We start from the raw sequence: 11606 nt of genomic DNA, 5'->3' as shown, positions 1-11606 counted from the left end.
AAGGGAACTGGCGGGTGAAGTTTTTTACTGCGGCTCCACGCTGACCCACCACGGCATCGGCCGCTCGACCCGAATCGGCAGCGCGGCTTGCAGCAGGTGCAGGGCCTGGTCGCTGTCCTTGAGCGGGAACGAACCCATCACCGGCAGCTGCGCCACGGCCGGGTCGCAGCCCAGGTGGCCGGGGCTATAGCTGTTGAGTTCGGCGATCAACTCGCCGAGCGGCAGGTTGTCCGCCAGCAGCACGCCACGGCTCCAGGCTTCACGGGCCGGGGAGGCGACGCTGGCGGTGTTGAAGTGGTTGCGGGTAAACGTCAGCTGTTGGCCGGTGTCGACAATCCGTGGGTGCGGGTTGAGCGTACTGACCCGCACCCGGCCCTCGAATACCGTGAGCTGGGTATGTTCATCACCTTGCACCACGCTGAAGCGCGTGCCCAGCGCCTGCAGCCGGCCTTGTTCGGTGTCCACCAGGAACGGACGGTTGGGGTCCTTGGCGGTGTCGATCAACACTTCGCCAAAGCGCAGGCGCAGCAAGCGTTGCGCGGCATCGAAGCGCACATCCAGCGCGCTCTGTGTGTTCAGCCACACGTGGCTGCCATCGGTCAGCAGCGCGTCGCGGGTCTCGCCGTTGGCGGTCGCATAGTCGGCACTCCAGCCGCTTGCCAGGCGGGGCAGGGGGCTGTGGCGCCAGGTGCCCCAGGCCAGTGTCGAGCCGACACCCAGCACCAGCAGGGTCTTGAGCGTCTGGCGCCGCGAGCTGCGCAAGGCCCGGCTGGCGCCATGGGGTTGCTCCAGCAACGGCGCAAAACGCTGGCTGACGCGCTGCACGTACTGCCAGGCCGCCAGGTGCTCGGGGCTTTGCGCGACCCAGGTTTGCCAGCGCAACTGTTCGAGCGCACCGCCTGGGGCCTGCAGGCGCACGTACCAGTGCGCAGCCTGCTCCAGGCTGGCGTGGCTGAGCTGGCCGGGGCGGCTCATTGCACCAGCATCCCGTCGAGTTCGGCTTCCAGAATCGCGCAGTGCAGCAGGGCCTGGGCCATGTACTTCTTGACCATGCGCTCGCACACGCCGAGCTGTACGGCGATCTGCTTGTAGGGCAGGCCGTGCAAGTGCGCGAGTAAAAAGGCCTCGCTGACCTTCTTCGGCAGGCGCGCGAGCATCGTGTCCACTTCGTAGAGGGTTTCGACGATGATCGCCCGCTGCTCCGGCGACGGCTGCTGCGCTTCCGGGCGTTCGGCCAGGGTTTGCAGCCAGGCGCGTTCCAGTTGGCGGCGGCGCCAGTGGTCGATACACAGGCCACGGGCGATGGTGGCCAGGTAGGAGCGTTGGCCGACGTGATCGGTTTCGGCCAACGGGCGGCCGAGGATGCGGATAAACGTGTCGTGGGCCAGGTCGGCGGCATCCCAGCGGTCGTTCAGGCGCCGCCGCAGCAGGCCGAGCAGCCAGCTGTGGTGGGTGCCATAGAGGTGGGTGAAGGAGGTCGACACACTGTCCATCCAGCGCAAAGGCTTTGGCGTAAATAAGAATTGCTCGCGATTAAACCAAAGCGTCGGGTTGTGCGCAAATGATATTGGTTTGCTTTTGGGAGGCTGTATCGATGGATTGAAGAAATCAGCTCGGGCATCAAGAACCTGGATACCCAGGCCATCATCTATTCACTCGTCGGTACCGGCACGTTGATCTCCAACGAGTGAACGCCTGAATCTCACAGCTGTTTCGACAGAAACACCCGGCTGTTGCCCTCGGGTTCACAGGCGATTTCGCCAAACCGCACCCAGCCGTTCTTCTCATAGAACCCCGGCGCCTGGAAGCTGATGGTGTAGAGCACGGCATTGCGACAACCGCGGCGTCGGGCTTCATCTTCGAAGGCGCGCAGCAATCGGCTACCGATGCCGGAACCGCGCAGGGTCTCGGGCAAGTGGAAGAGGTCGAGGAAGGCCATGCCGAATGCGCTCCGGTCGGTGATGCCGCCGAGCACCTGCTGGGTGTGCGGGTCTTTGACCAGCACGCTCAGCGGGCGCCGGTCATGGTAGCCGGTGGCTTGTTCGTTGAACGCCGCCAGGCCGTTGCCGAGGATGCGTTCGGCGTCGGGGTTGGGCTGGTCGCTGATTTCAATGAGAGGAGGCTGCATCGCGCTGGATTCCTTGTGGCCCGTTGTCCGACAAGCGTTTAGACAGTTCTTTATACGATTGAGTGTGGGCGTGATCAGGGTTTTTCGACCAATAAAGCGCGTACCTCCTCTTCCTGCAACTGCTTTTCCCTGGCTTCCTGGCGCGCCTGCTCCTCGGCGCGTTGCTTGGCCTCCCGGCGGAACTGGTCGACGGATAAGTTTCGGAGGTGCTCGATGTCCTGCGCAGTGGCACCGAATGCAACCGGCACCATGGCCATCAACGGGGCTGCGATCAAAGAGGAGGTCAACAAGCGGCTGATACGTGCCCTGGACATCAAAGCAGTCCGAGTCAATTCGTGGTGCCTTGTTGGGCGCTGCAACAGGGATAAGCTCCCAGGGTGACTATTAAAAGGCCATCACCATCTCATGCCACGCCATCCCGCCATGATCCGACGCCGACGGCTGCACATAGCGGTAGCCCAGGCGCGTGTACAACGCCACATGGCGGTCCTTGCACATCAAGTGAATCGTCTGCTTGCCCAGCGCGCGCATGCGCTGCACAAACTCGCGCATCAACGCGGTGGAATAGCCCTTGCCCTGGTGCGCCGGGGCGACCACCACCGACATGATCACCACATTCGGCGCCTCGGCCGCATGGCCGACCAACTCCTTGAACGCCTCATCCGACATCACCACCTTGTGGGCGCAGCCGCTGTTGATGAAACCCACCACCTCGCCATCTGCCTCCAGGATCAAAAAGCCTTGCGGGTATTGCGCAATGCGCGTGGCGATCTTTTCCAGGGTCGCGGCTTCGTCGCCTTCGTAGGCGGTGGTTTCAATGTCGAAGCAATGGGCGGCGTCGCTGGGGAGGGCGTTGCGAAAGGAGAGGGCGGGCATGCGGTTTCCTCGGAGGGTAAGCGAAAGGCCACATGATAGCCGGGTGCCAATAGCGCCGCCATTGTGGCCTCTGGGTCGACACAGGATGTTCGGCCAGCGTGGTTCAACGGGGCCAAGTGACGGGGCTTGATGACCGAGCCACTTCTGGAGGCCGGTCTCGGTCAACTGTGGGAGCTGTCGAGCCCCAGCGAGGCTGCGATGGCGGCGGTACAAACACCATCAAATCCACTTCCCCCGCCAACTTCCAGTTCACCAGAAACCAGAAAACCCGCCAAAGCGGGTTTCTTCAGCACTTACATCACGTCAACTCACCGCAGGCGAATCGTAAGCGTCTGCCGAAGTCACCTTGCATAAGCTGAGATTCATTAGGAAGGGCTTCGCAGAGAGCTGTAGGCAGGTTTGGACTGCAATCAGTTGCTGGTCGAGGCTCGTTTCAGCACACTCGGCCTGCTGCCCTAGCCAAAGGAGATGAGATTACATGAACGATCAATCTGGCCCTATCCCGCTTGTTATCCTTGACGTTCAAGATGCCATTGATCGCCCGAACTGGGATGGCAAAAATAATCCTGACTATCTGCTGGTCATCCTGCGCCTTCTCAATCACTGGCGATCAATCGGTTGGCCGGTTGTTCATGTGAAGCACGATGAACAGACTCCTACATCCAGCTATTACGTCCATGGCCCATGGAATGGCATTAAGAAGGACGTTGCTCCGATAAAGGGAGAAACCGTCGTCACCAAACAGGAAAATTGCGCGTTCATTGGCACCGAATTAGACGCCGTTCTTAAACGGATGCAGGTAAAACAATTGGTGCTGACGGGTGTTGTCATTCACAACAGCATGGATGCCACGGTCCGTGCGGGAAAAGCACTCGGATACAGCATCATCCTTCCCTCAGACGCCACGACAGCCGTGCCCGTCATCGGGGCGTATGGAAAGTCATGGGACGCCACAACCGTCCATGAATTGACCTTGGCTATATTGGGTGATGAGTATGCCGATGTCATGTCATCGGATGAAGTGGTCGCACAGTTCACCCTATGACGTTATGCGGTACCCACCGATGCGGTAGCAGCAGACCTATTCAGCCTTGAGTGCCGAAAAAGGCGTGGTGACCGTCCAACTGCTGGAGGCCGGACTCGGTCAACTGTGGGAGCTGTCGAGCCCCAGCGAGGCTGCGATGGCGGCGGCACAAACGCCATCAAATCCACTTCACTCGCCAACTTCCAGTTCACCAGAAACCAGAAAACCCGCCAAAGCGGGTTTCTTCAGCACTTACATCACGTCAACTCACCGCAGGCGAATCAAACCCACGCCGCTCCATCACCGTAAACACATCCGCCACGTCCTGGACCATGATCCGGGCGGTGTTGGCGACGGTATTGATGTCGTGCTCGGCATAGTCGGACACTTTGGAACAGGCCATCAGGTGCAGGTAGGCGAGCGCGGCATTGAGGCGCTCACTGGCGCAGGCGTGCAACTCGCTGAGCGGGGCGTCGCTGTCGATCAGCAGGACCGGGTAGTCGGTTGCGGTTTGGGACATGGGGGTGAAGCGGCGGGGCGGGTGTTGAGTAGTCATGGTGTAAATCCTCAAGTAAGAAGAATTACCACCGGTTCTGCTGCGAAACAGATTGGGTGGCAGCTGTGCGCAGGTTCGCAGACCGGGCGATTTACACCAAAACCCGGCAGACCCGAAGGTCTCCCACGCACAACCGCCATAAAACATTCGCCAGCCGGGAGCCGGCTGGGGCATGTCTGACGGTGTTGGTGTGAATCGTTTTAGGGCTGCGAAACCCTGTCGCTGGGGGTGAAGCCAGCGAACGCGAACTATAAGTGGTGAAATCGATGAGTGCAACTGAAGGAGGGTAGGTGCGCGATTGCATCGAGAGAGAAAGGCATCTTCAATTGTATGGGCAAGTGTGAGTTCTCAAACGTAAATGTAAGAAACATCGCTTCAGTGGCTTGATAGTCTCTACACGGCCTGATTCGCCCTAAAGTGAATAGGTTTCCTTCTCATATTTTGAAGGTTGGCAAATGACTGCGCTGAGTAAGGGGCTACAAGGCATAACATCTTAGAGAAGCTTTCGAGTGCTCGTATGTGCGAACATGCATTTTCACTAAAACTCTGGCTGCATTAATTTCCTGGTAAACAAAAAACCGAAAATTTTCGGCTTGTGCAAGGTGCTTCAAGGGGGGGGGATGGAAAACTACGAAATGGCGTTTGAATCTCGGCGTGCTGATGTGGAAACGCTAATGGCTGGTGAGACGCCGCGAACTACAGCGGCAGCTCACCTTGGCGGGGTCGCCATCGAATGCAGGCTCAAGCATTTGGTCGTGAGGTATCACGGGATTACCGCTTGGGGGGATCGAGGTACAAGGCCGAAGGATGCACGGAAGGGACAGCCAATTGAGCGTCCAGGCCATGGGCTGCTCGCATCACTTAGACTGATGGGAGAACTTAATAAAAAAGCGCTATTAGATCCTGCTTTTTTAATTCATCTTAGCCGTATTATGAATCCCGGCGGCGCAACCGCACATGATTTCATTGATCTTAGATATGTTGGTGAAGATCTGATGGGAAATACTCTAAGCGATTGGCGCCAAAGTTTAAAGTATGTGCTTGGTTGGCTCGATAAAAACGGAGAGAAGTAATGAGAACGGCAGTTGAGCTTCGCCAAGAGTTGGATTCTCTGTATGGGGAATCTTATGAGTTTTATGTGGGTAGTAGCGACCTTGCGCTGATAACAATTATACATGATTCGTTTCATGGTCAAACCAGAGAACAGCGGATTATGCCGATTAAGGCTCTAATCGAAAGTGCGGGTTTGAAGCTTTCAATCGCAGAGTTACATACCACATCCGAAGCTCGCGAGAGAGGGATGTCTATAGAACATTCCGTTTTGGAGCCGCCGGCTAGTTGGGGTACGGCAGTTTCAATGATCGCCTCCGGACAGAAGCCCAATAGTCGACCTCCAGGCTCGAAACCAAGACGTGTGGTTTTTTACTCTTACAAAGGTGGGGTGGGTAGAACAACTGCTCTAGTTCATACCGCTTTTCACTTGGCTCGTAGTGGAGAACGGGTCGTAGTTGTAGATTTAGACGTTGAAGCTCCGGGATTGCATAAGCTTCTTCCACGCCAAGATGATCAGAAAACTGAAGTCGGAATTATAGATTTTCTTTGGGAGCGTCAAGTTCTTCCGTTTGATTCTGAGGAAAGTGGGAATCTTACTACTTGTCTCGTGGCAACCGGAAACACACAAAAAAAAGCAATATCCTATGTGGTTGAGGATGAATCTACTCGAGCGGAAGTTCATGTGATTCCTGCGGGGGTAATTGGGAATGAATATGTTCAACGGTTATTCACTCTGTCCTCGGAAATGGCGCTCCTAAGGGCGGATGATGCATGGGGGATGTTTGAGAAAGAGCTTGTTGAACAGATAGATCCGGATATCTTGCTTATTGATGCCCGTACTGGGCTTGGGGATTGGGGGGGGCTTTCACTTCTGAGACTTGCAGATGAGGCATTCTTAGTGATGTTTCCTAGCGAGCAGAATGCGGAGGGCATCAGGTTTGTTCGCGAAACAGTAAGTAATCTGTCCGATGTGAATATTAACTTAATCCTTTCGCCAGTGCCTGAAGGTCCGATAGGTAGGGAGATAGTTGCAAAGTTTTTACCTAGCTTGCGACTTGGAGAGGAGGAGGTGCCCACTGAAATTTACTATAATCCCGGTATTGCTGCTGCTATTACTTATCCAGTGGAAGCGGCAATGCCGGGCTATGCCAGAATAGCAAATATTCTTATGGATTCTGAAGCTGAAGACAAAGCTGAAGCATCCATGAGTCGAGTTGATCGAAAGAAGGTTATTGAATCTTTAAGCTTTCCAGAAAGGGAAGCCAAAGCTATAGCAGCCAATGATTTTGAAAACTTCTTTCAAAAAACATCTGATTTCGATAAGTTTTTGGATGACGCTAGATGGGTTGTTCGAGGCCGTAAGGGTACGGGAAAATCTACCTTGTTCCACCTGTTCGTGGAACATAAAAGTAACGCAATGAAGCGAGCCCGTGGTCGTTTGGAGAACGTCGATATATTGCCAGGCCATGGTCCATCGCCAGTGTCCGTTTTTAGGCCCACTACGGACGTATTCGACGATATCCAACGTGGATTGGTCAAGGAACAGCATGACTGGCTATCATTTTGGCGTGCTTATGCAATTGTGCGGATTTTTGTTTCTAGGCTAGATTTGCTCGACTCTCTACCTCGTTCGTCTGGAACGAAAACTATAAAGGATTATTTGAAGCAAAATTTCGGGAAGGTTTCTGGAGTAGATCATTGGAAATCTAGCCATACTCAAGCGATTTTGGGGTTGTTGTCAGATCCACTCAAAGGGCTATGTCGAGATCTAATGATCGACATCAATGCTCAACTCACGTCCGAAAATAATAAGTTATGGCTTTTGTATGATGATTTGGATCAAGATATAAAAGAAGAGAGTCCTTGGCAGGAGGATGCTTTAGGAGGCCTGCTGAGGCTTGCATATGATTCTAATAATCAGGATTTGCACAATATTCGTTTCAAGGTATTTTTGAGAGAGGATATTTGGAATAAATTAGTTTTTACCAATAAAAGCCATTTTAGCGAGCCTCGAACACTTTTGCTTCAGTGGAAGATTGAGGACTTTCTTCGGCTGGCGTATAGATTGGTCACAGGAGGCTCGCAGGAGTTTCGTTCTATTGCTTTAAGGGAGTTCCCCTTGACGGATTCGGAAGTTGATTCTGCTGGGGAGGAGGATTTGCGCAAGGCCTTAGTCCCTCTTTGGGGACTACGACAAGAGAAAGGCAAAAATGCTACTGTGGCTAAGTGGGTTTATAATCGCCTGACTGATGCTCAGGGAAATACATATCCTCGGTCGTTGACTGTTCTATTGCATAATGCCAGAGAGGAAGAGTTGCGAACATTTAATGTGAAACAGCCCGCCACAGATAGGTTGCTAAGTCCTAGATCTATGCAGTTAGGTTTGGAAACGGCATCTATTGAGCGTGTTAATGCTCTTAAAAATGAGTACCCTTCACTTAGGTCGTTTTTAGAAGATATTGAGAGTAATCAAACTCTGAGGTCTCAATTTACATCTGCGGAACTAAGGGATGCTTGGTCTAGATGTTCTGAGCCATTTGGTGCATTTGAGGCTTTTGTTTCTCATTTGAGCTTGGCGGGGCTTTTAGTTAAAAAGAAGCAAGGTGCTAAGTTTGATTTCGGTATTGCGAGCCTGTATATCGATGGCCTCAAGGTTACTAGGGTTCAAGGTGAGAAAAAGTAACCATTATTGATCGCGACTTTTGCTGGGGGTGGCGCAGTTATTTGGGTTTTAGGATATGCTAAAAGTTTGGCTTTGGTCATATAAATATATCTGGCTAGGTTTAATCTAAGCTGAATTTTTTAGGAGAAAGTACGACTAACCGCTGACTCACCCTTAGAACCAAAAACACCATTAGGTCTCGGCAGTAATTGCCGAGACCTAATGGTTTTATTGAAAGTGATATTGGCGTGATCCTATTTATACCCCACCCACCACCGCCCCCGCATCCATCCGCCGCTTATACGCACTGTCCCGACTCGCCAACCAGAAATACAACGGCGACGTCACCACCAACCCCACCACCCACGACAAATCCGCGCCGTTGATGTGCTGCGAAATCGGCCCCACGTACAGTGGCGTGTTCATGAACGGAATCTGCACCGCGATCCCCACCGCATAGGCCAGCAGCGCCTGGGGGTTGTAGCGCCCGTAGATCCCGCCGTCCACGCGGAAGATCGATGCAATGTCGTACTTGCCTTTATGGATCGCGTAGAAGTCGATCAGGTTGATCGCCGTCCACGGCACCAGTACCACCAGCAGCACCAGGACCATGTCGACGAAGTGGCCGATAAAGTCTTTCGAGGCGAATACCGCGGCCACCGAACAGGCCGCGAGTACGATGATCGAGATCACGGCGCGGCTTTTCGCGGTCGGGATCCAGCGGTAGGCGAAGGTCTGCACCAGGGTGATGATCGACAGCACCGCACCGTACAGGTTGAGGGCGTTGTGGCTGATCACGCTGAGCAAGAACAGCACCAGCATCAGCGGGCCGATGGCGCCGGTGGCGAGTTTGACCGCGTCCATGGTGTCCATGCCCACCGGGGTGGCGAGCACCGCGACGGCGCCGAAGATGAACGACAGGCTCGAACCCAGCGCCGAGCCCAGGTAGGTGGTCCAGAAGGTCGACGCGACGGGTACGTCGGCCGGCAGGTAGCGCGAATAGTCGGAGACGTAGGGCGCGAACGCGATCTGCCACAGCGCCGCCAGGGACACGGTGGCCAGCCAGCCGGAGAGGTTGAAACTGCCGCGGGTCAGAAAGTCGCTGGTCTGTATATGGCTGAAGATGTAGCCGAAACCCAGCACGATCCCCGCGCCCAGTACCCAGGTGCCGATGCGGTTGAGTACGTGGATGAAACGGTAGCCGATGATGCCGATGATCCCGGAACCGATGGCGCCGATCACGATGCCCACCGGCACGGGCACGCTGTCGACCACGCCATGCAGGGATTTACCGGCCAGCACGATGTTGGAGGCGAAGAAGCCGATGTACATCACCCCGGCGATCACCACCACCAGCAACGCGCCGAGGGAGCCGAATTGTGCGCGGCTCTGGATCATTTGCGGGATGCCCATCTGCGGGCCCTGGGCCGAGTGCAATGCCATCAGCACGCCGCCGACCAGGTGGCCGACGAGGATGGCGACGATGCCCCAGATCAGGTTGAGGTGGAACAGTTGCACGCCCAGCGCACCCGTGACGATCGGCAACGGCGCGATGTTGCCGCCGAACCACAGGGTGAACAGGTCTCTTACCTTTCCGTGGCGATCTTCCGGGGGCACGTATCCAATCGTGTGTTTTTCGATAAGCGGGGCGCTGGATGTTGCAGTGGTAACCATGACGAGCTCCAAGGCAAGGTGAGTACGTTGACGTACTTCGCTGTACGCCGCTCAGCGGCGCTTTGTTGTTGGAGCGATCATCTGCAATGGGGACGGGGAGGTAAATTAGTAAGTTTGTTGCTATAGACCTTAAAAAAAGTATCTCGCGTGGCCACGCGCTCCGGTATGTTGCCCGCTTGTGTCCTGGGGCGAAGTCCCACATTTGCGGAGGGCCCGATGGCTGCCTATAACCTGCGCCAGCTCAGATATTTCGTCACCACGGCCGAGTGCGGCAGCGTCGCCGAGGCGTCGCGCAAGCTGTATATCGCGCAACCGTCGGTGTCCACCGCGATCAAGCAACTGGAAGACAGCTTTGGCGTGCAGTTGTTTATCCGCCATCACGCCCAGGGCGTGTCGCTCACCCCCAGCGGCGCGCGCTTTTATCGCAAGGCGCTGGAGCTGCTGCGGGTGGCCCACGAGTTCGAGCAGAATGCCCTGGCCGACAATGACGTGGTGGCGGGGCAGATCGATATCGGCTGCTTTGAAACCGTCGCGCCGCTGTACCTGCCGCGTTTGATCGCCGGTTTCAAGGCGCGCTGGCCGGGGGTGGAGATCCGCATGCGCGATGGCGAGCAGCAGGAGTTGGTGCAGGCGCTGACGGCCGGCAGTATCGACGTGGCGATGCTGTTCGAGCATGACCTGGGCGCGACCATCGAGACCACGCCGTTGATGCCGCCGCAGCAGCCGTATGCGCTGTTGCCAGCCGATCACCGCTTTGCGCAGCAGGCCAAGGTGTCGCTCGCGGACCTGGTGCTGGAGCCGATGATCCTGCTGGATGTACTGCCGAGCCGCACGTACTTCGTGAGCATCTTTGAAGAGCGCGGCTTGACGCCGAACATCGTGTTCAGCTCGCCGTCGATCGAGATGGTGCGGGGCATGGTGGGGCGCGGGTTTGGCTTTTCGATCCTGGTGACCAGGCCGTTTACCGAGTACACCTATGACGGCCAGAAAGTCGTATGCCTGCCGCTGGCGGAAACCGTCACCGGCTCGGGCTTGTCGGCCGTGTGGTTGCGCCGCGCACCGTTGACCAAGCCGGTGCAGTTGTTCGTCGATTACTGCCGCGAGGAGCTGGCGCGTTTGCTCGCCTGATCGGCGTGCTCAAGCCTGGGCCAACAACGCATCGGCCCGGCTGTCCTGGGTCACGCAGGCGTCAACTCTGATCGGCGCTGGGATTACTCCTCGGGCCCGACATTCCGGATGTTCAGTTGCTTCAACCGTGCGTCGAGTTGTGTGCCGAAGTTGTTGACCGCCTTCAAGTGCCCCGGGCTGTAAGTGTCATCCGGACGGTCCGGGCGGAAGTGGACGGACAGCGGCACCACGTTGCCCGGCGGGTTCAAGTTGTTATCGAGGTAGGGCCTGCCGTGGCTCGGGTTCAGATCCTTGATGCCGTTAGCTTCTGCCACGTCAAAAAAGACATCCAGCGTGCGGTATGCATCCTCTTCTCTTACGCCCATGCGTATGCTTTCCCTGTCAGGTACACCCGCTTCGGGGCGCTGACGCAACTCTTCAGGCGGCGCAGCGTTGAGCGGGTTGTTCAACGGCGAGTGCGGTGGAATTCCTATCATGGTCAATACTCAAAGGCTGTTGAAGTGAA

At 56.0% G+C, this 11606-nt stretch carries 12 protein-coding genes; 4 read left to right on the top strand and 8 right to left on the bottom strand.

Features of this window, described 5'->3' with window-relative positions:
• Positions 1-24: 24 nt before the first annotated feature.
• From ACVWZP_RS08455 to ACVWZP_RS08435, 5 genes are all read right to left on the bottom strand, one after another.
• Positions 25-975, bottom strand: coding sequence for a FecR domain-containing protein (locus ACVWZP_RS08455; RefSeq protein WP_457369665.1), 951 nt, complete (start codon positions 973-975; stop codon positions 25-27).
• Entirely contained in the window at positions 972-1493 is a 522-nt protein-coding gene (locus tag ACVWZP_RS08450; RefSeq protein WP_046383803.1) for a sigma-70 family RNA polymerase sigma factor, read from the bottom strand. The genes ACVWZP_RS08455 and ACVWZP_RS08450 overlap by 4 nt, the downstream gene beginning before the upstream one ends.
• Positions 1494-1702: 209 nt before the next feature.
• Positions 1703-2128: a GNAT family N-acetyltransferase gene (locus ACVWZP_RS08445; RefSeq protein WP_457369664.1), complete on the bottom strand. Its 426-nt coding sequence runs from the start codon at positions 2126-2128 to the stop codon at positions 1703-1705.
• Between the two features lie 74 nt (positions 2129-2202).
• Positions 2203-2442, bottom strand: a complete 240-nt coding sequence (locus tag ACVWZP_RS08440) for a hypothetical protein (protein WP_046383801.1) — start codon at positions 2440-2442, stop codon at positions 2203-2205.
• Between the two features lie 70 nt (positions 2443-2512).
• The gene (locus ACVWZP_RS08435) at positions 2513-3004 is read right to left on the bottom strand and encodes a GNAT family N-acetyltransferase (RefSeq protein WP_102617916.1); all 492 of its coding nucleotides are present in this window, start codon (positions 3002-3004) and stop codon (positions 2513-2515) included.
• 478 nt (positions 3005-3482) lie between these two features.
• Between ACVWZP_RS08435 and ACVWZP_RS08430 the strand changes: the two genes are divergently transcribed.
• Entirely contained in the window at positions 3483-4049 is a 567-nt protein-coding gene (locus tag ACVWZP_RS08430) for an isochorismatase family protein (protein ID WP_457369663.1), read from the top strand.
• A 241-nt stretch (positions 4050-4290) separates the two neighbouring features.
• On the opposite strand, the gene ACVWZP_RS08425 is transcribed toward ACVWZP_RS08430, so the two are convergent.
• On the bottom strand, positions 4291-4584 hold the full coding sequence (locus tag ACVWZP_RS08425) for a fructose-bisphosphate aldolase (protein WP_126589011.1): 294 nt from the start codon (positions 4582-4584) through the stop codon (positions 4291-4293).
• A 620-nt stretch (positions 4585-5204) separates the two neighbouring features.
• On the opposite strand from ACVWZP_RS08425, the gene ACVWZP_RS08420 reads away from it, so the two are divergent.
• On the top strand, positions 5205-5657 hold the full coding sequence (locus ACVWZP_RS08420; protein ID WP_457369662.1) for a hypothetical protein: 453 nt from the start codon (positions 5205-5207) through the stop codon (positions 5655-5657).
• Positions 5657-8320 carry a tyrosine-protein kinase family protein gene (locus ACVWZP_RS08415; RefSeq protein WP_457369661.1) on the top strand — a complete coding sequence of 888 codons (2664 nt, stop codon included), beginning with the start codon at positions 5657-5659 and terminating at the stop codon, positions 8318-8320. The genes ACVWZP_RS08420 and ACVWZP_RS08415 overlap by 1 nt, the downstream gene beginning before the upstream one ends.
• Before the next feature lie 237 nt (positions 8321-8557).
• Here ACVWZP_RS08415 and ACVWZP_RS08410 read toward each other — a convergent pair whose 3' ends face one another.
• Positions 8558-9973, bottom strand: coding sequence for a purine-cytosine permease family protein (locus ACVWZP_RS08410; RefSeq protein ID WP_457369660.1), 1416 nt, complete (start codon positions 9971-9973; stop codon positions 8558-8560).
• A gap of 216 nt (positions 9974-10189) precedes the next feature.
• Here ACVWZP_RS08410 and ACVWZP_RS08405 point away from each other — a divergent pair, with 216 nt between their 5' ends.
• Positions 10190-11101, top strand: coding sequence for a LysR substrate-binding domain-containing protein (locus tag ACVWZP_RS08405; RefSeq protein ID WP_046383797.1), 912 nt, complete (start codon positions 10190-10192; stop codon positions 11099-11101).
• 83 nt (positions 11102-11184) lie between these two features.
• On the opposite strand, the gene ACVWZP_RS08400 is transcribed toward ACVWZP_RS08405, so the two are convergent.
• Positions 11185-11577: a hypothetical protein gene (locus ACVWZP_RS08400; protein ID WP_141123522.1), complete on the bottom strand. Its 393-nt coding sequence runs from the start codon at positions 11575-11577 to the stop codon at positions 11185-11187.
• Positions 11578-11606: the final 29 nt, after the last annotated feature.

This window comes from Pseudomonas sp. TE36184 (assembly GCF_054060055.1).
Note: the sequence above shows the minus strand (reverse complement) of the source record. Positions and strands in the feature narration are given on the sequence as shown.

Excerpts from the sequence above, each read along its gene's own strand:
- ACVWZP_RS08440 (WP_046383801.1), bottom strand. The coding sequence starts at position 2,442 with ATGTCCAGGGCACGTATCAGCCGCTTGTTGACCTCCTCTTTGATCGCA.
- ACVWZP_RS08405 (WP_046383797.1), top strand. The coding sequence starts at position 10,190 with ATGGCTGCCTATAACCTGCGCCAGCTCAGATATTTCGTCACCACGGCC.
- ACVWZP_RS08435 (WP_102617916.1), bottom strand. The coding sequence starts at position 3,004 with ATGCCCGCCCTCTCCTTTCGCAACGCCCTCCCCAGCGACGCCGCCCAT.
- ACVWZP_RS08415 (WP_457369661.1), top strand. The coding sequence starts at position 5,657 with ATGAGAACGGCAGTTGAGCTTCGCCAAGAGTTGGATTCTCTGTATGGG.
- ACVWZP_RS08430 (WP_457369663.1), top strand. The coding sequence starts at position 3,483 with ATGAACGATCAATCTGGCCCTATCCCGCTTGTTATCCTTGACGTTCAA.
- ACVWZP_RS08445 (WP_457369664.1), bottom strand. The coding sequence starts at position 2,128 with ATGCAGCCTCCTCTCATTGAAATCAGCGACCAGCCCAACCCCGACGCC.
- ACVWZP_RS08450 (WP_046383803.1), bottom strand. The coding sequence starts at position 1,493 with ATGGACAGTGTGTCGACCTCCTTCACCCACCTCTATGGCACCCACCAC.
- ACVWZP_RS08410 (WP_457369660.1), bottom strand. The coding sequence starts at position 9,973 with ATGGTTACCACTGCAACATCCAGCGCCCCGCTTATCGAAAAACACACG.
- ACVWZP_RS08400 (WP_141123522.1), bottom strand. The coding sequence starts at position 11,577 with ATGATAGGAATTCCACCGCACTCGCCGTTGAACAACCCGCTCAACGCT.
- ACVWZP_RS08420 (WP_457369662.1), top strand. The coding sequence starts at position 5,205 with ATGGAAAACTACGAAATGGCGTTTGAATCTCGGCGTGCTGATGTGGAA.
- ACVWZP_RS08455 (WP_457369665.1), bottom strand. The coding sequence starts at position 975 with ATGAGCCGCCCCGGCCAGCTCAGCCACGCCAGCCTGGAGCAGGCTGCG.
- ACVWZP_RS08425 (WP_126589011.1), bottom strand. The coding sequence starts at position 4,584 with ATGACTACTCAACACCCGCCCCGCCGCTTCACCCCCATGTCCCAAACC.